13 protein-coding genes, 1 tRNA gene and 1 pseudogene are annotated in these 18,304 nt (G+C 67.9%); 8 read left to right on the top strand and 7 right to left on the bottom strand.

The window, feature by feature from the left end; genetic code table 11:
• Window positions 1-61 precede the first annotated feature (61 nt).
• The 3 genes and pseudogenes from BP26_RS30995 to tadA all read left to right on the top strand — a co-directional run bounded on the left by BP26_RS30995 (window position 62) and on the right by tadA (window position 1,303).
• The gene (locus tag BP26_RS30995) at window positions 62-154 is read left to right on the top strand and encodes a DUF559 domain-containing protein (RefSeq protein ID WP_084182710.1); all 93 of its coding nucleotides are present in this window, start codon (window positions 62-64) and stop codon (window positions 152-154) included.
• A 294-nt stretch (window positions 155-448) separates the two neighbouring features.
• Window positions 449-775, top strand: a pseudogene (locus BP26_RS31000) (endonuclease domain-containing protein); the annotation flags it as partial.
• A gap of 99 nt (window positions 776-874) precedes the next feature.
• Window positions 875-1,303, top strand: a complete 429-nt coding sequence (tadA, locus tag BP26_RS31005) for a tRNA adenosine(34) deaminase TadA (RefSeq protein WP_051748093.1) — start codon at window positions 875-877, stop codon at window positions 1,301-1,303.
• 12 nt (window positions 1,304-1,315) lie between these two features.
• Here tadA and BP26_RS0101950 read toward each other — a convergent pair whose 3' ends face one another.
• Window positions 1,316-1,567, bottom strand: a complete 252-nt coding sequence (locus BP26_RS0101950) for a hypothetical protein (RefSeq protein ID WP_029918898.1) — start codon at window positions 1,565-1,567, stop codon at window positions 1,316-1,318.
• Between the two features lie 174 nt (window positions 1,568-1,741).
• Between BP26_RS0101950 and BP26_RS0101955 the strand changes: the two genes are divergently transcribed.
• On the top strand, window positions 1,742-2,722 hold the full coding sequence (locus BP26_RS0101955; protein ID WP_029918899.1) for an NAD-dependent epimerase/dehydratase family protein: 981 nt from the start codon (window positions 1,742-1,744) through the stop codon (window positions 2,720-2,722).
• Here BP26_RS0101955 and clpB read toward each other — a convergent pair.
• Window positions 2,719-5,316, bottom strand: coding sequence for an ATP-dependent chaperone ClpB (clpB, locus tag BP26_RS0101960; RefSeq protein WP_029918900.1), 2,598 nt, complete (start codon window positions 5,314-5,316; stop codon window positions 2,719-2,721). The genes BP26_RS0101955 and clpB overlap by 4 nt on opposite strands.
• A 416-nt stretch (window positions 5,317-5,732) precedes the next feature.
• Entirely contained in the window at window positions 5,733-5,987 is a 255-nt protein-coding gene (locus BP26_RS0101965) for a hypothetical protein (protein WP_029918901.1), read from the bottom strand.
• A gap of 268 nt (window positions 5,988-6,255) precedes the next feature.
• Between BP26_RS0101965 and BP26_RS0101970 the strand changes: the two genes are divergently transcribed.
• Window positions 6,256-6,331 (top strand) — tRNA-Ala (locus tag BP26_RS0101970).
• 354 nt (window positions 6,332-6,685) lie between these two features.
• Here BP26_RS0101970 and BP26_RS26335 read toward each other — a convergent pair.
• Entirely contained in the window at window positions 6,686-8,764 is a 2,079-nt protein-coding gene (locus BP26_RS26335; RefSeq protein WP_157572310.1) for a TonB-dependent siderophore receptor, read from the bottom strand.
• A gap of 450 nt (window positions 8,765-9,214) precedes the next feature.
• Here BP26_RS26335 and BP26_RS0101980 point away from each other — a divergent pair, with 450 nt between their 5' ends.
• From BP26_RS0101980 to BP26_RS0101990, 3 genes are read left to right on the top strand one after another with little or no spacing between them, the layout of a single operon-like run.
• The gene (locus BP26_RS0101980; RefSeq protein ID WP_029918902.1) at window positions 9,215-10,513 is read left to right on the top strand and encodes a cytochrome c; all 1,299 of its coding nucleotides are present in this window, start codon (window positions 9,215-9,217) and stop codon (window positions 10,511-10,513) included.
• Window positions 10,514-10,538: 25 nt separating this feature from the next.
• Window positions 10,539-11,012: a (2Fe-2S)-binding protein gene (locus tag BP26_RS0101985; protein WP_029918903.1), complete on the top strand. Its 474-nt coding sequence runs from the start codon at window positions 10,539-10,541 to the stop codon at window positions 11,010-11,012.
• Complete coding sequence (locus tag BP26_RS0101990) at window positions 11,005-13,314, top strand: xanthine dehydrogenase family protein molybdopterin-binding subunit (protein WP_029918904.1); 2,310 nt, start codon at window positions 11,005-11,007, stop codon at window positions 13,312-13,314. The genes BP26_RS0101985 and BP26_RS0101990 overlap by 8 nt, the downstream gene beginning before the upstream one ends.
• A 15-nt stretch (window positions 13,315-13,329) precedes the next feature.
• Here the strand turns inward: BP26_RS0101990 and BP26_RS0101995 are convergent, their stop codons facing one another.
• From BP26_RS0101995 to BP26_RS0102005, 3 genes are read right to left on the bottom strand one after another with little or no spacing between them, the layout of a single operon-like run.
• Entirely contained in the window at window positions 13,330-14,784 is a 1,455-nt protein-coding gene (locus BP26_RS0101995; RefSeq protein WP_051748059.1) for a phospholipase D-like domain-containing protein, read from the bottom strand.
• Window positions 14,785-14,808: 24 nt separating this feature from the next.
• Complete coding sequence (locus BP26_RS0102000; RefSeq protein WP_029918906.1) at window positions 14,809-17,127, bottom strand: bifunctional acetate--CoA ligase family protein/GNAT family N-acetyltransferase; 2,319 nt, start codon at window positions 17,125-17,127, stop codon at window positions 14,809-14,811.
• A 4-nt stretch (window positions 17,128-17,131) separates the two neighbouring features.
• Window positions 17,132-18,064 (bottom strand): histone deacetylase family protein, encoded by a 933-nt coding sequence (locus BP26_RS0102005; protein ID WP_029918907.1) that lies wholly within the window; start codon window positions 18,062-18,064, stop codon window positions 17,132-17,134.
• Between the last annotated feature and the right edge of the window lie 240 nt (window positions 18,065-18,304).

An 18,304-nucleotide genomic window follows, 5' to 3' on the forward strand; every position in this document is an offset into this window, starting at 1 on the left:
GGAACATCCCATTCAGATTCGCTGCTCGCGCCAGTTGCGGGCCGACATGACCGAGGCCTAGCTGCGTTCGCAGGGCTTCAGGATTGTGCGGTTCCGGAACAATCAGGTATTGGGTGAGATCGAGGGTGTACTGGAGAGCACATGCAACAGCTGACCCCTCCCCCCGGCCCCCTCCCGTCCCACGGGGACTCCCTGCGGTCGCAAGGGGAGGGGGAGTCTGGGGAGGTCGATGTTGGCTGGAAGCGGGATGCGCTACTTCAAGCGAAGTTGAACAACATCGCAAATTCAAGCCCGCGATGGATGACGATGTTTGGATATCGCGTGGCGGCGTGCCTTAAACTGCCCCTATCGATCCTTCGCTGGCTGCCAAGTTGGCTGGGGTTTTCCCCTCCCCTTGCGACCGCAGGGAGTCCCCGTGGGACGGGAGGGGCCAGGGGAGGGGTTGGCTGTGGCAGAACATCCCATTCAGATTCGCCGCTCGCGCCAGTTGCGAGCCGACATGACCGAGGCCGAGCGTGAGCTATGGCGGCGGCTCGGTCGTGGGCAGTTGCAGGGGTGGAAATTTCGCCGGCAGGTTCCGATTGGGCCTTACTTCGCGGACTTTTTGTGTCTCGAGGCCAGGTTGATTGTTGAGGTCGATGGGGGGCAGCATCTGGAACTTGAGGCTGAGCATGATCAGGAAAGGGATGCGTGGTTGCGTTCGCAGGGATTCAGGGTTGTGCGGTTCTGGAATAATCAGGTGTTGGGTGAGATCGAGGGTGTGTTGGAAAGTATTTTGCAACAGCTGACCCCTCCCCCTAGCCCCCTCCCGTACCACGGGGACTCCCTGCGGTCGCAAGGGGAGGGGGAATTGGGCGCGGCGGATCTGGAATGGATGCGCCATGCCCTCGGCCTTGCTCGACGCGCGGCGATCGAGGGTGAGGTTCCGGTGGGAGCGGTGCTGGTGAAGGACGGTGCCGTCCTCGGTGAGGGCTGGAACAAGCCGATTGCCCTGCATGATCCCAGTGCCCATGCCGAAATGATCGCCATGCGCGCTGCCGCTGCGGCACTGGGCAATTACAGGGTCCCCGGCACCACGCTATATGTGACCCTGGAGCCTTGCGTGATGTGCGCGGGCGCCATCGTGCACGCCCGTGTGTCACGCCTGGTGTTCGGCGCGCGCGATCCCAAGGCGGGGGCGGTGGATTCGGTCTACGACGTCATCGCGCGGCCGCGGTTGAATCACGTGGTGGCGTGGAGCGGCGGGGTGCTGGAAGACGAATGTGGAGCGGTGCTGCGCGAGTTCTTCCGCTCGCGGCGCTGATCGGCCCGTTGATCAGGCCTTGTTGCGCTTGAGGTAGAGCACCTGGTGGACGGTGGTGCTGGTGGAACCTTGCGCGAGCGCCCCGACCAGTTCCCAGCCGTCCTCGCCGGCGCCATGCAGGTAATCCCAGGTTTGCATGCAGCTGGCGAGCGCCGCTTCGACCTTGTCGCCGCCCGGCGGCAGCTTGCCCTGCCAGGTGCCGTTGACATAGGTCACACGCGATTGCTGGACCTGGCAGACGCGGTATTCGTAATGCTGTCGCATGAGGCTCCTGGCGGCTTTTCCGCAGGGTGAATGGCAAATACAGTCTGCTTTATGGGGTACTGTCCGGGATGACGCTACCCCCTGTTTCGGATGGCGGGTTTTGCCGGTTTTGACGGCGGCCCGCGCCGCATGGCTTTTGAAAGACCCGATGGCATATCTGCGAGGGCAACGACCATGAAGGTTTTCGTCACTGGCGGTTCCGGCTTTGTAGGCCGCAATCTGATCGCCATGCTGAAAGGCCGCGGAGATACGGTGGTGGCCTTGGCCCGTACACCGGGCGCCATGCGGACCGTGCGCGGGTTGGGCGCCGAGCCGCAGGCCGGCGATCTGGCCGACGTGGCGGCGATGACTGCGGGCATGGCAGGTGCCGAGGTGGTGTTCCACTGCGCGGCCAAGGTGGAGGACTGGGGGGATCCCGCCGAATTCCACCGCATCAATGTTGCGGGCACGGCGCAGGTGATCGAAGCGGCGCGCACCGCGGGGGTGCGGCGCCTGGTGCACGTCAGTACCGAAGCGGTGCTGGCGGACGGCACGCCGATCCATGATGCCGATGAGACGCGCCCGCGCGCGGCGCGGCCGATCGGGCTCTATCCTTCGAGCAAGGCGCAGGCCGAGGCGGTGGCGTTGGCGGCCAATGGCAACGGTCTCGAAGTGGTGGTGGTGCGCCCGCGCTTCATCTGGGGCCGGGGCGACACCGCGCTGCTGCCGAAGATCCTGGAAGTGATGCGCAAGGGGCAGTTCGCCTGGATCGGCGGCGGCCGCTTCCTCACCTCCACCTGCCATGTGCGCAACGTCTGCGAGGGCGCACTGCTGGCGGCCGAACGCGGCAAGCCGGGCGAAATCTATTTCCTGACCGATGGCGCGCCGGTCGAGTTCCGCACCTTTATCACCGCCATGGCGCGGACGCAGGGCGTGGAGCCGGGCTCGCGCGGCGTGCCGCGCGGGCTGATCTATGCGCTGGCCGCGGTGTGCGAGTTCGCCTGGCGGACGTTCCCGCTCAAGGGGCGGCCGCCGGTGTCGCGTACCGCGGTCATCCTCACCGGTGAGCAGGTGACGGTGAACGATGCCAAGGCACGGCGGGAGATCGGGTATGCCGGATTGGTAACGCGGGAAGCCGGGCTCGCCGAGATGGCGGCGAGCCCGGCGACTGCTTAAGCCGCGCGGTCGAAGGCGACGACGCCGTCCTTGACGTGGATCTTCACCGTGTCGCCGGCGGCGAACTTGCCGTCGAGCAGGTCGCGGGCCAATGGATTTTCCACCAGGGTCTGGATCGCGCGCTTCAGCGGGCGTGCGCCGTAGACCGGATCGTAGCCCGCTTCCGCCAGCTTGCTCAGTGCGGCATCGCTGATCTCCAGGCCGATGCTGCGTTCGGCCAGGCGCTTGCGCAGGCCGACGGTCTGGATCTCGGTGATGGCGCGGATCTGCGCGGCACCCAGCGGATGGAACACCACCGACTCGTCGATGCGGTTGATGAATTCCGGGCGGAAGTGCTGACGCACCACTTCCATCACCGCTTCCTTGATGGCGGCGTAGTCGTTTTCCTTGCCGGCGGAGGCCTGGCCCATCAGGTCCTGGATCAGCTGCGAGCCGAGGTTGGAGGTCATCACCACCACGGTGTTGCGGAAGTCCACGGTGCGGCCCTGGCCGTCGGTGAGGCGGCCGTCGTCCAGCACCTGGAGCAGCACGTTGAACACTTCCGGGTGGGCCTTCTCGACTTCGTCGAACAGGATCACGGAGTAGGGACGGCGGCGCACGGCCTCGGTGAGGTAGCCGCCTTCGTCGTAGCCGACATAGCCGGGAGGGGCGCCGATCAGGCGCGCCACCGCGTGGCGCTCCATGAACTCGCTCATGTCGATGCGCACCATCGACTCCTCGGTGTCGAACAGGTACGAGGCCAGGGCCTTGCACAGCTCGGTCTTGCCGACGCCGGTGGGGCCGAGGAACAGGAACGAGCCGATCGGCCGGTTGGGATCGGCCAGGCCGGCGCGGGAGCGGCGGATGGCGTTGGAGACGGCGGCCAGGGCTTCCTTCTGCCCGACCACGCGGGTGCCGAGCACTTCCTCCATGCGCAGCAGCTTTTCGCGCTCGCCTTCCATCAGCTTGCTCACCGGGATGCCGGTCCAGCGCGAGACGATGTCGGCGATCTCTTCCTCGCCCACGCTGGTGCGCAGCAGCTCGAATTTCTGCTGGGCGGTTTCTGAAGCCGCGGCGAGCTTTTTCTCCAGTTCGGGAATCTTGCCGTACTGCAATTCGGCCATGCGCGACAGGTCGCCGGCGCGCCGCGCCGCTTCCAGTTCGGTGCGCACGCGGTCCAGTTCTTCCTTGACGCCAGCGCTGCCGGCAACGCTGCTCTTCTCCGCCTTCCACTTCTCCTCGAGGTCGGAGCATTCGCGTTCGAGCTTGGCGATTTCCTCTTCCAGGGCGGCGAGCGAGCGCTTGGCGCCCTCGTCGCTTTCCTTCTTCAGGGCTTCGCGTTCGATCTTGAGCTGGATCAGGCGGCGGTCGAGGCGGTCCAGCGCCTCCGGCTTGGAGTCGATCTCGATGCGGATGCGCGAGGCGGCCTCATCGACCAGGTCGATGGCCTTGTCCGGCAGGTTGCGGTCGGTGATGTAGCGGTGCGACAGCTTGGCCGCGGCGATGATGGCGCCGTCGGTGATGTCCACGCCGTGGTGCACCTCGTAACGCTCCTTCAGGCCGCGCAGGATGGCGATGGTGTCTTCCACGCTCGGCTCGCCCACCAGCACTTTCTGGAAGCGGCGCTCCAGTGCGGCGTCCTTCTCGATGTACTTGCGGTATTCGTCCAGGGTGGTGGCGCCGATGCAGCGCAGCTCGCCGCGCGCCAGGGCGGGCTTGAGCATGTTGCCGGCGTCCATGGCGCCTTCGGCCTTGCCGGCGCCGACCAGGGTGTGGATTTCGTCGATGAACAGGATCACCGCGCCGGCCGTCTTGGACAGGTCGGTGAGCACGGCCTTCAGGCGCTCCTCGAACTCGCCGCGGAACTTGGCGCCGGCGATGAGGGCGCCGAGGTCCAGCGAAAGCAGGCGCTTGTTCTTCAGGCCTTCCGGCACTTCGCCGTTGATGATGCGCTGGGCCAGGCCCTCGACGATGGCGGTCTTGCCCACGCCGGGTTCGCCGATCAGGGCCGGGTTGTTCTTGGTGCGGCGCGACAGCACCTGGATGATGCGGCGGATTTCCTCGTCGCGGCCGATCACCGGGTCGATCTTGCCGGAGCGGGCGCGTTCGGTCAGGTCGATGGTGTAGCGTTCCAGCGCCTGGCGTTGTTCCTCGGCGCCGGCGGAATCGACCTTCTGGCCGCCGCGCATGGCTTCGATGGCCTTCTCCAGCAGCTCCTTGCGGCCGCCGGCGTCGCGCAGGGCCTTGCCCAGCGTGCCCTTGTCTTCAAGGGCGGCGAGCACGAACAACTCGGTGGAGATGAACTGGTCCTTGCGCTGCTGGGCCAGCTTGTCGGTGAGGTTGAGCAGGCGCGACAGGTCCTGGCCCACCTGGACCTCGCCGGTGGCGTCCTTCAGCTTGGGCAGGCCGTCGAGCAGGGTATCGACCTTGCTGCGCAGCACGTTGATGTTGACGCCGCCCTGTTCCAGCAGCGGCGCGGTGGAGCCGCCGTCCTGGTCGAGCAGGGCCTGCATTACATGCGCGGGCTCCATTTGCGGGTTGTCGCGGCCCACGGCAAGGCTCTGCGCCTCGGCCAGGGCCTGTTGGAAACGGCTGGTCAGCTTGTCCATGCGCATGCTGCGCACCTCGTTTGTGGAACGTCCTGTTCAAGAACCGGCCGTCCGGGGCCGGGCTGTTTGATATCAATACTACGGAATGCCTTGTAGATAGGGCTTAAGGAATTGCTTTCAAGCGTCGCCGCGACTTTCGGGAGGCTGCTTTGCGATCACGGCGGGGCCGTGGCGCAGCTCGGCAGCCCATGCATGGCGAAGCCTGGGCGAACGGTGTCGAAGCGCGCCATGCGGATACCCGGCGCCGTCTGCAACGGGGAGGGGTTGCGGACGAGGGTGGCGTGGAGGTGCGGGCGGCACCCGGAGATACGCCCGGCGGCGATTACCGGACAAGGCGTCCGGATTCATGAGGGCCTTGGAGGGGGGGGGGGGGGGGCGGACCCGAGGCTTCGCCGCGGGTGCGAAGCCTTTTCAGCGGGCCCTTACTTCTTGTTGCGGCGGCCCGGACTGTCGCTGTCGAAGAGGTGGTCGAAGTCTTCGCCGATCAGTTTCTTCAGTTCACGTACTTCGCGGTAGCGCTCGACATCCCGCCAGTCGCGCGAGCGGTTGCCGGGGAGGGGGTTGCCCTTCGCGTCCACGGCGGGCACGTCTTCCTCGAAGCCTTCGGTTTCTTCGCCGAATTCGTCAAAAGCGGGTTTTGCGGGTTGCTGCTGCTTCTTCCCGGGTCTTCCAGCCATGTGCTGCCAGTCTCCGTCACGAAAAGGACCAAATTTGCGCGCCTTGTAACAGGCTTTTGCTCCGAGGGGAAGCCCCCCGCCGTGCGGCGCCCCGTTGGCGTAGCAGCCACCGGGCCGTGGTCCGGTTTTTGCCGCCGCCGACGGTCGTTTTTTGGGCAGTTGCGCGCAAGTTGGCGCGGGCGTCCGCGACAGCAGGCTCGGCCGAAAGCGCGCGCGGCCCTGTAAAAATTCCGGCGAAGCCTGCTAAAATAGCGGACGCGGTACGTGTGGGGCGGTAGCTCAGCTGGGAGAGCGCTGCGTTCGCAATGCAGAGGTCGGGAGTTCGATCCTCCTCCGCTCCACCAATCCGCCAGTGCCAATCGATCAAGATCAAGGGATTCAGCCCATAAAGCTGAATCTTTTTTTTGTCCGGCCGACGGGTCGACGGCCAAAGTCCGAATCAAGCCCGGCGGACAACAGCCTTCCGTAAGCAGCTTGCTGCGGGCCGGCAAAGCAGGGCGGGCGGTCCTCGCCGGCAACCCTCTCCGGGCCCTCGTTGCGGCCAGAGGTGCGATCTCCCCAAGTGGGTGCCCGACAGGGCCGGAATGAAATCCGTCATGACGACCCCGAGCGGGCGCTGGTGCTCCGAGATGTCGATGACATCGACACGAACATTCAGCGTGCCGGGAAAGCGCACCTTCTGACCCCGGCCGCGCCGCTCACCACTGGTAGCGCAGGCTGCCGGCGATGACCCGCTTGGCCGTCAGGTAGTTGCCGTAAGGCGTGGCGATGAAGCTGGTGTGGTCGAACACGTTGTTGAGGTTGAGGCCGAGTTCGAAGCCGCGCAGCGGATAGCGCGCCGCCAGGTCCATCAGGGTCAGCTGCTTGTTGCGGAGCGTGTTCCCGGTGTCGCCCCAGGTGGCGCCGAGGTGGCGCACGCCGGCACTGAGCCCCAGCCCCTCCAGCAAGCCTTCGCGCGTGGTGTGGCTGAGCCACAGCGAGGCGTTGGTTTGCGGCGTCAGGATCGGCACCTTGCCCAGGTCGACGTCGTTGCTGCGCGTGACCTTGACCGGGTTCCAAGTGTAGCTTGCGCTCAGATCCAGCGTGCGTGTCAGCCGGCCCTTGCCTTCCAGTTCCACGCCCTGCGAGCGGACCTGCCCGGTTTGGGCGCTGAAGTTCTCGTGCGCCGGATCCTTGGTCAGTACGTTGTCCTGCAGCAGGCGGAAGAAGGAGACCGTGTAGATGGCGCGGTCGCCGGGTGTGGCGTACTTCGCGCCCACTTCGTACTGCCGGCCCCGCGTGGGGCTGAACGGCTTGCCGTCGAAGTCGGTACCGCTGTTCGGCTGGAACGACTGCGACCAGCTCAGGTAGGGCGTGACGCCGAGGGCGCTCTTCCACATCAGGCCGACCCTGCCGCTGAAGGCCGCGTTGAACTGCTGCGTCGGCGTGCCGGAAACCGGATCGCTGTTGCGGTCGTGCGCCCAGTCGCGGCGCAGGCTGGCGGTGACGATCCACTGCTGCCAGTAGGCCTGGTCCTGCAGGTAGACGCCGAGCTGGCTCTGGTATTGCCGCGTTCCGGACTGCTCCTCGGTCGGCAGCGGAATGTCCTGACCGTACACCGGGTGCGCGATGTCGAGCGGCGGCGCGTCGCCGTAATAATAGTCGTCGTGATAGTGGTTGCTGCCGTAGTCGACGCCGGCCAGCAGGGTGTGGGCGACAGCGCCGGTGCGTGTCTTCCACTCCAGGGTGTTGTCCGTGATCCAGCTGCTGGCGCCGCTGAAGTAGCTGGAGGCGTAGCGGTCGAGCAGCGTCGGCTGGTCCGGAGTGTTGTAGCCCAGGGCGCTGAGATAGGGCTGCGCCTCGTCGCGATGGTTGAAGCGCAGCTTGTGGTGTAACACCAGCGCGCCGCCGGCCAGGCCCTGGTCCACCTGCCAGCCGACGTTCCACAGCTTGGTGATGTCCGCGTCGTAGCCGCGGTCGTCGATCACCACCTCGGTCGGGCCGCCGTCGGGAGCGGAGGCGAGGTTCGGGAACATGCCGGCGACGTGCAGCCGCTCGGCCAGCACGGTGATGCGCGTGTCCGCGGCCGGGCGCCAGGTCAGCGATGGCGCGAAATACTGCCGCCGCGCCGGATAGCCGTGGCCGTCGGGAAACTCGATCTGGTTCCCGCCCTCGTGCAGCAGGCCGATCAGGCGGTAGTCGAGTGCACCGTCGCGCAGCGCCGGCCCGGTGAAGTCGAACTGGCCCTGCAGCGCGCCGAAGCTCCCGGCCGACAACTCCACCTCGCGCTGCGCCGAGCGCAGCGGCAGCTTGCTGACGCCGTTGATCAGGCCGCCCGGCACCGACTGGCCGTACAGTACCGAACTGGGCCCGCGCAGCACCTCGATGCGCTCCAGGCCGTAGGGCTCCATGAAGTCGTAGTTGAACATCCGCATGCCGTCGCGGAACTGGCTGGGGAAGGTGTCGAAGCCGCGCAGCTTGACCCAGTCGTAGCCGCGGCCGTCCGGGCCGTAGGTCTCCACCGCGGCGCCGGCGGTATAGCGCAGCGCCTCCATCATGCTGCTGGCGCCGTGCGCGGCGATCTCGTCGGCGGTGATCACGGAGATCGACTGCGGCGTTTCGGTGAGCGGGGTATCGGTCTTGGTCGCCGTGCCGGCCTCGGTCGCCATCGCGCCATCCGCCGCGCCGGTGACCGTCACCGTTTGGAGCTGCGTCGATTCCTGCGCCACGGTGTCCGTGGCCGCGACGGCGAGACCCCAGGCCGCTCCGAGGAGCAGCTTCCGACAGTTGTGTCGCACAAATTCCCCAATCCGGCCGGGCCGGAGTGATCGTGGATGGTTCGATCACCGTGGCGGGCTGCTTGGGGCTGGCTGGCTGGGCGTATCTACGGAAGATAGAGCCGGACCGTCTACAGCTTGGCCGGACATGCGTCTACATAATAATGATTCTCATCTTCGTGTCAATGAAGCGAGCGCGGCTTTGATGAAGCTGGCGTTGGGGTTTCCATGGTCGGATGGTGCGTGAAGCTCGTCGGCGCTCGAAGTCCATCGGGCTTTTCATATTGACTGGACGGCTTGCTGTGTGCCTCGTTTGGTTGAGCCGCAAAGTGGGCGCCGGGGCTGGGTTCCTGCTGCGACGCGCAATGGATATGCCCCGCGTGAAAGAGTAAAGTCGGGCCGTTGCGGCGCCGGCTCAGCCTGGTTCACCAGGGCTGCGACCATCCGAATGGATTTGATGGGGGAGCGGATTTGCTCAAGCGCATAGTCATCACCGTGGTGGTTCTCGCTCTCGTGGGAATCGGCGGGTTGTTCGCCCTGGCCTGGCGGCCGTCTTTGGCGCCGATCGATCCGCCGGCGGCATCGGCCTTTCCTCAAGATCTCGTCGCCAGGGGCAAGCAGCTTGCCGGCGCCGGCTACTGCGCGACCTGCCATACCGCCAAGGGCGGCCAGGTTTATGCCGGCGGCTTCGGGCTCGAATCGGGCTTCGGCACCATCTACAGCACCAATATCACGCCCGATCCGGATACCGGCATCGGGCGCTGGTCCGAGGCGGCGTTCGCCCGGGCCATGCACGACGGCGTGGCGCGCGACGGCGCGCACCTGTTCCCGGCGTTTCCCTATACGCATTTCGCCAAGGTCAGCGACGACGATGTGAAGGCGCTGTACGCCTACTTCATGACGCGCCAGCCGGTGAAGGCTGTGGCTCCGCCGAATACATTGCCGTTCCCGCTCAGCATCCGCGCCCTGCAGGTGGGCTGGAAGCTGCTGTTCTTCGACAAGGGTGTGTACCAGGCGCAGGCCGGCAAGAGCGAGGAATGGAATCGCGGCGCCTACCTGGCGGAAGGGCTGGGGCACTGCTCCGCCTGCCATACGCCGCGCAACGGCCTGGGCGGCGAGCGGAAGGATGCGCTGTATGCCGGCGCGCCGATCGAGGGCTGGCTGGCGCCCGCGCTGAATGCCTCCAACCCGGCTCCGCTGCCGTGGACGCAGGATGATCTCTACGCCTACCTGCGCAGCGGCGCTTCGGTGCACCACGGCGTCGCCGCGGGCTCGATGTCCGAGGTGATCCAGGGGCTGGCCAAGCTGCCGGATGCGGATGTGCGCGCGATCGCCGTCTACTTCGCCGACCGCAACGGCTCGGCGGCGCAGGCGGCGAATGCCGACCAGGCCCTGGCCAGGGCAATGGCCCTGGCGCAGCGCGATCCGGGCGTGGTGCCGGAGCATGGCGCGCAGGTGTATCTGTCCGCCTGCGCCTCCTGTCACTACAACGGCGGAGCGGCGCCGCTGCCGGCACGGCCGGAGCTGGCGCTGAGCAGCACGGTCAACGGCCCCGATCCGGGGAGCTTCATCCATATCGTACTCGGCGGCATCGGGCAGAACGACGGCATGCCGGGTGCCTACATGCCCGGTTTCGGCAAGTCCCTGAGCGACGAGGATATCGCCGCGCTCGCCGCCTATCTGCGCGGCAGCCGCACCATGCAGCCGCCCTGGAACGATGTGCCGGCCGCCATTGCCGGCGCCCGCAAACAAAGCCCCGCAGCACCATGAAGACGCAGCCCGGAGCCGCGCAACGATGACCACGTTCAATCTCAACGGCCGTCCCCTCACCATCGACGCGGCGGACGATACGCCGCTGCTGTGGGTGATCCGCGATCTGGCCGGCATGAAGGGCACCAAGTTCGGCTGCGGCATCGGCATGTGCGGCGCCTGCACGGTGCACCTGAACGGCCGCGCGGTGCGCTCCTGCATCACGCCGCTCGCCGCGGTGGCGGACGCGTCCATCATCACCATCGAGGGCCTGGATCCGCAGGGCCAGCATCCGCTGCAGAAGGCCTGGATCGAAACGCAGACGCCGCAGTGCGGCTACTGCCAGTCCGGCCAGATCATGCAGGCGGCGACGCTGATCAAGGATTACCCCAATCCGACCGATGCGGATATCGACGCGGTGATGAACGGCAATCTGTGCCGCTGCATGGCCTACGTGCGCATCCGCAAGGCGATCAAGCTCGCCGCCGCGGAAATGCAGGGTGCGGCCGCCCATGAATAAGTTCGCCAAGTACCAGGACCAGGCAGTACCGGCCGGCCTGATGTCGCGCCGCGGCTTCCTCATCGGCGCCGCGGGCACCGGCTTCACCCTGGCATTCGCCGGGGCCGGGCTGGTGCTGGCCGATCCGGCTACGGCGGTGGCGCAGCATGCGTTCGAACCGACCATCTGGTACCACATCGACCAGGACGGCATCGTCACCGTCAACATCATCCGCGCCGAGATGGGCCAGCATGTGGGCACCGCGCTGGCGCGCATCGTCGCCGACGAGCTGGAAGTGAAATGGGAGTCAGTGCGGCTCGACTATGTCGACACCGATCCGAAGTGGGGCCTGATGGTGACCGGCGGCAGCTGGTCGGTGTGGCAGAGCTTTCCTTACCTGAGCCAGGCCGGCGCGGCCGGACGCATCGCCCTGATCGAGGAAGGGGCAAAGCTGCTCCGCGTGGGCAAAGATGCCTGCGTCGCGCGCGACGGCATGATCACGGCCGGCCACAAGTCGATCAGCTACGGCGATATCGTGCGCAAGGGCAATCTCACGCGCAGCTACAGCGCGGACCAGCTCAAGGCGATGCCGCTGAAGAAGCCGGCCGACCGGCGTTTGATCGGCGTGCCGACCAAGGCCATCGACATCCCCGGCAAGACCAACGGCACCGCCCGTTACGGGCTGGACGCCGAGGTGGCCGGCATGGTCTACGCGCGGCCCAAGCTGCCGCCGACGCGCAATGGTTGCAGCGTCACTTCCATCGACGATTCAGCCGCCAAGGGCGTCAAGGGTTATATCAAGAGCGTCGCCCTGGACGATCCTTCCGGTACCGTGCCCGGCTGGGTGGTGGTGTACGCCGATTCCTTCACCGCCGCCAACCACGCGGCTGACAAGGTCAAGGTGGTATGGGCCACCGGCGAGGCGGCGAAAGTGTCGGAGAAGGACATCCTCGATCACGGCGCGAAGCTGATCGACGATCCCAAGGGCGGCTCGCTGGTGGTGGCCGACGAGGGCGTGGAGCAGGCGTTCGCCGCGGCGAAGACCACGCTGGAGCGCAGCTATACCACCAGCACGGTGCTGCATTTCCAGCTGGAGCCGGTGAATGCGCTGGCCTTCGAGAAGGACGGCATCTGGGAGATCCATACCGGCAACCAGTGGCAGTCGCTGATCCTGCCGACGCTGGCCAAGGCGCTGGGCGTGGGCGAGGACAAGGTGGTGCTGCGCACCTACCTGCTCGGCGGCGGTTTCGGGCGGCGCCTCAACGGCGATTACTCGGTGCCGGCGGCGCTGGCTTCGAAGGCCATCGGCAAGCCGGTGAAGCTGGTCTTCACCCGCCCCGACGACGTGCACTTCGACTCGCCGCGTTCGGCCTCGGTGCAGCGCCTGCGCATGGCTTTCGGCGAAGGCGGCAAGGTGCTCGGCATGGAGCACCACGCCACCGCCGGCTGGCCGACGCAGGTGATGATCCCGGTGTTCATGCCCAAGGGCAAGAACGGCGAGCCCTACGATCCGTTTTCCATTTCCGGCGCCGATCACTGGTACACGGTCGGCGCGCATCGCGTGCGCGCCATCTCCAACGACCTGGCCAACAACACCTTCCGCCCGGGCTGGCTGCGCTCGGTGGGGCCGGGCTGGACCAACTGGGCGCTGGAAAGCTTCATGGACGAGGCGGCGCATGCCGCGGGCATCGACCCGGTGGCGTTCCGGCTCGGCCTGCTCGACGCCCAGGGCAAGAACGCGGGCACTGCGCCCAATGCCACCGGCGGCGCGGCGCGCATGGCGCATGTGCTGAAGCGGGCGGCGGAAAAGGCGGGCTGGGGCGGCACGCTGCCGCAGGACACCGGTATCGGCGTCGCCACCACCTTCGGCCAGGAGCGCGACATGCCGACCTGGTGCGCCTGCGTGGCGCGGGTCAAGGTCGATCGCGCGACCGGGGTGGTGAAGCTGGAGAAGCTGACCCTGGTGGTGGACGCGGGGACCCTGGTGCATCCCGACGGCGCGCTGGCGCAGACCGAGGGCGCGGCGCTGTGGGGCGTGAGCATGGCCCTGCACGAGGGCACCGAGTTCGTGAACGGTCAGGTCAAGGACAGCAATCTCAATACCTATACGCCGCTGCGCATGCGCGATGTGCCGGAGCTGGATATCGAGTTCGTGCAGAGCACCGAGGTGCCGGTGGGTTTGGGTGAGCCCGGAACGACGGTGGTCGGCCCTGCCATCGGCAATGCGATCTTCGCGGCGGTGGGCGCGCGGTTGCGGCATATTCCGATCCGGCCGGCGGATGTGCTGCTGGCGCTGAAAGGGGAGCCGGCGAAGGGCGTCTAGCGGTGCCGGCTGGATTCAGAGATAGGGCGAAAACAGCCAGCACAGGGCGTCGCGGAAGCGGGCCGGGAAGCGCCGGCTGGCCAGGTCTTCCGGTTTCGCCGGATGGCTGGTGGCGCGCACGTCATTGAAGTGTCCCGCCATCTTCGTCGCCAGCGGTTCGCCGTAGCTCTCCACCATCAGCTCGAAGTTGAGGCGCAGGCTGCGCGTGTCGAGGTTGGCGGAGCCGAACTGCACATACCAGTCGTCGACGATCAGCAGCTTGGTGTGGGCGAAGGGCGGCGGCCGCAGGAAGACTTTCACCTGGCGGCGCAACAGGAAGCGCAGGATGTGCCGCGTGGCCCAGTCCATCCAGCGCTGGTCGCTGCGCTGCGGGATGATGACGCTGACGTCGATGCCGCGCAGGGCGGCGGACTGCAGGGCGCTGAGCAGGGGTGAGGGCGGCAGGAAGTAGGGCGTCATGAACCAGACGCGGTCGTGCGCGGTGGCAAGGGCGCCGATCAGCACCATGATCAGGCGGTCGATGTCCTCGTTGGGGCCTTCGGTGATGACGCGGCTGGCGTGATCGCCTTGCGCTGGCTCCGGCTCTTCCTCGCAGGGATTGCCATCAACGGGATCCGGCGCCGGCTGGCCGGCGGCGAAGGACCAGTCGGAGAGGAACACCTGCGCCAGCTGCGCCACCAGGGGGCCGCGCACGCGGAAGTGCAGGTCGTCGATCAGCGGTTCACCCTTTGCGGCAGCGAGATGGCCCTGCTGGATGTTCATGCCGCCGGTGAAGGCGATCTCGCCGTCGACGATCAGCAGCTTGCGGTGGTTGCGCAGGTTGATGTGCAGCATCGGCGGCCATAGCCGCAGCGGCAGGAACAGCGCGGGCTGCAGGCCGTGCCTGCGCAGCAGGCGGCTGCCGCGGGGGTGGTAGGCGAGGTCGGCGAGGCCGTCGAGCATCACGCGCACGGCGACGCCGCGCTGCTGCGCGGCGCCCAGGGCTTCGGCGAAGGTTTTTCCCACCGCGTCGTCGCGGAAGATGTAGCTGGACATGTCCACCGTGTGCCGCGCCTCCGCGATGGCGGCGAGCATGGCGGGATAGGCTTCGCTGCCGTTGTGCAGCGGGTCGATGCGGTTGCCGCCGCGCAGCCGGCGCCCGGACATGGCCCAGCCCAGGCGCACCAGTTCGCGGACTTCCTCGGGGTCGGCGCCGCTGATGCGCGGCGGCTGGTCCGGGCAGCGCGGCACCATCGTCGGCAGCTCGTTGCCGAACACGCGCACGGCCCTGGTCTGTACGCGGTTGACGCCGAACAGGTAATAGAGGATCGCGCCGGCCAGGGGGAACAGCCAGCACACCGCGATCCAGCCCCAGGCGGCGCGCGGGTCGCGCTTGTGCAGCAGGGCATGGCTGGCGGCGACGATGGCGGCCACGGCATAGACGCCGAACAGGGTTTCCTTGACGGCGGGAGTCAGGGCGATTCCTAGCATCCGCTCATGTTCGCAGGAATGGGGTCAGGCTGCACCCTGGATGGCGATCTCGACGTGCATGCAGCCCGGATCATCGGGGATCGCGTGTGTGGAGAAGCCGAGGCTGCGGGCCAGGCCCAGCATGGTGCTGTTTTCCGCCAGCACCTCGCCGAAGACGGTGCCGATGCCCTGCTGCCGGGCATGCTGGAGGAATTGCTCCAGCAGGTGGCGGCCGAGGCCCAGGCCGCAATGTTCCTTGTCCACCAGCACGGCGAACTCGGCGCGGGCGCCGTCCGGGTCGGCGGAGAGGGTGCCCATGCCGATGAGGTTTTCGGCACCTTTCTCGGGCGTGATGACCAGGGCCAGCTCGCGGTCGTAGTCGATCTGCGTCATGCGCGCGGCCAGGTCGTGGCTGAAGTGGCGGATGTAGGCGAAGAAGCGCAGGCGTACGGTTTCCGGGTCGAGGCCTTCGAGCAGGCGGATCAGGGCCGGCTCGTCGTCGGGCCGCACCGGGCGCACCCGGTAACGCTCGGTACCACGCACCAGAATGTGTGACAGCGCGGCGGGATAGGGGGCCAGGGCCAGCCGCGCGCGCTCGGCGCCGGTGGCGGCGGCCAGCTGCAGGTGGGTATCGGCCTGGATGCATTGCGCGATGCCGCCGTGCGCGGAGAGGCGCAGGCGCAGTTCGGCCAGCAGGGGCTGGTCCAGCGCGAACTGGCCGATCCGCACCAAGGCCTGGGCCAGCGCCTCGAGGTCTCCCGCCGCCGCCTCGGCGTCGGCGTGCAGCCCGGCATCGGCCAGGATGCGCCGGGCCAGCAAGGGATCGAGCGGCATGAAGCCATAGCCGGCGGGTGCGGAGAAGCCGGGGGTGACCAGGCTGATGCCGAGGTGCATGCCCAGTTCGGCATGGCGCGCGACGCGTACGTCCAGGCGCAGGTCGCGGCGTGGCCGCGGGTTGTGGCTGTCCAGGCCGTAGGCGGCAAGCAGGCGCGCCGCGTCCTTGCCGCGCAATTCGGTGGTGCCGGCGTCGAGCATGCGGCGCAGGCGCCGCGCGATGTCGGCGGCGTCGGTGGGCGCGGTGGGACCGCGCGGCGGGGTCTGCGTCAGCAGTTCGCGGTTGCGCGCGTATTCCCATCGGTAGCGTACGGCGCGGGCGGCGGCGTCGGCGGAGATGAAGGTGGCGAGGTTGGCTTCGGCGCTGAGTTTGCGCGCCGGCAGGGCGGTTTCCAGGCCGAGCCAGACGGTGAGCAGGCGCTCGTCGAAGCCGGCCTTGACCAGTTCGGCGGCGACGGCGGTGTGGCTGCGGCCGGCGCCGGGGCTGCGCACGAACAACACCACGTCCACCGCCTTGTCGCGCAGGAATTCGCGCAGGGCGGCGATGACGGTGTCCATGGCCGGCTCGCCGAGGTCGGCGCCGCCGCCCAGGCGTTTCAGCTCGGGTACCAGGGCGCGGACGCGCGTCCAGGTGGCCTCGTCCGGTTCCGCCGCCTGCAGGCCGGTGCGCAGGACGGCGTCGACGCCGAGGGCGCAGATGCCGGAGCCATTGCTGACCACCAGGACGCGGCCGTGCTGCAGCGGCGGCAGGCGGTACAGCGCGGCAAAGGCGTCGAACAGCCCCGGCAGGCTGAGGCATTCGACCATGCCGGCGCGGGCGAAGGCGGCGGAGCGGACCGGGTCGGATCCTTTGCCGTGCCAGTCGGCCTGCCGGGTCTGCAGGACCACGACCGGCTTGGCGCGGGCACAGGCGCGGGCCGCCGACATGAACTTGCGCGCGCCGCGGATGCGGCCCACTTCGAGGGCCACGGCGCGGGTGTGCGGGTCGAGCGCGGCATAGTCGAGCAGGTCGGCGATGTCGACGTCGCTCTCGCCGCCGGTGATGGCCACCCAGGAGAAGCCGAAGCGGCGGCCGGTGGCCCAATCGATGGCGGCGGAGGCTACCGACTGCGACTGCACGATCAGGGCCATGGTGCCCGGCAGCAGGGCCGCCGGCAGGACGGTGGCATTGAGCCGGGCGGCGGGATTGAGGATGCCGGGGCTGCGCGGGCCGAGCAGGCGCGTGGTGTGGGCGCGGGCGGCCTGGAGCAGGGCGGTGTCGGGACGCGTGTCGTGCGGCCAGATCAGGGCGCGGCAGCCGCGGGCGGCAAGCTGGGCCAGCATGGCTTCGTCGAGCGTGGCGGGATCGCCGACGATGCCGAGGACGCCGGGTTCGCCGCCTTCCAGTTCCCGCGTCGATTCCACCAGCAATCCCGGCGGCGCGGCCTGGCGCAGGTTGGCGATCAGCTCCTGCGCGGTGCTGCCGAGCGGCTCTCCCAGCAGCAGCACCCGCCGCGGCTTCAGGTACGCCTCCAGGTTGCGGATGGTCACGGCGTCATGTCGCGGTCACGAAGGGTTGCAGGAACTGCTCGACGCAGCGCGCCAGGGCGTGCAGCGAATAGCCGCCTTCCAGCGTGGCCACCACGCGCCCCGGGCAGCAGGCTTCGGCCACATCCTGGATCTGCCCGGCGACCCAGGCATAGTCCTCGTAGCTGAATTGCAGGCCGGCCAGCGGGTCCTCGGCATGGGCGTCGAAGCCGGCGGAGACCAGGATCAGCTGCGGCTTCTGCTCCAGCATGCGCGGGATCCAGTGCTTGCTTACCGCGGCGCGGAACTGCGCGCTGCCGGAATGGGGCGGCAGGGACACGTCGACCAGGTTGTCGATGCCGGGGCTCTGCCAATAGGGGTAGAGCGGGTTCTGGTAGGTGGAATACAGCACCACGCGCTCGTCGCCGGCGAAGATGTTGGCGGTGCCGTTGCCGTAGTGCACGTCGAAGTCGAGGATGGCGATGCGCTCCAGCCCCTGCGCCATGGCGTGCGCCGCGGCGACGGCGACGCTGTTGAAGAAGCAGAAGCCCATGGCGCGGCCGCGCTCGGCGTGATGGCCCGGCGGACGCACCGCGCAGAAGGCGAAGCCGGCCTGGCCGGACAGTACCAGGTCCACGGCCTTGACCCCGGCGCCGGCGGCATGCAGGACGGCTTCCAGGGTGTCGGCGTCCTGCGCGGTGTCCGGGTCATGCCAGAAGGGACCGTGCGTGGTATCGGCGTGCAGTACGCGCTCGACATGGGCGCGGTCGTGCACCCGCAGCAGCTGCTCCACGGTGGCGGCGGGCGCCTCGATCTGCTGCATGAAGTCGAGCAGGCCTTTCTGGCGCAGACGTTCCTCGATCACCTGCAGACGCTGCGGGCACTCTGGATGGTTCTGGCCGGCGCCGTGGCGCAGGCAGGCGGGATGGGTGATCCAGGCGACGGGGCGGAACGGGCTCAATTAGCTTCTCCTGGCGCTGCCGGCGACGGGCCGGGGCGCTCGACGTTGCCATGCTGCGGATAGTGTAGCCCCGCCGTATCCGCGCATGTCGGTGGTGGAAGACCGGAGAGCCTTGCGGCTGCGGTCCATCCTCGCGTATCGGGCCTGTCTCTTCATTGACGCGGGTCAAGTACACTGCGCCGTCGCTCCGGTGGCGCCGGGAGGTGTCGGCCGCGCTACCGTAAAAATATGACGCACTTG

It is taken from the genome of Nevskia soli DSM 19509 (genome assembly GCF_000711955.1).
In the GTDB taxonomy this organism is placed as follows: Bacteria; Pseudomonadota; Gammaproteobacteria; order Nevskiales; family Nevskiaceae; genus Nevskia; species Nevskia soli.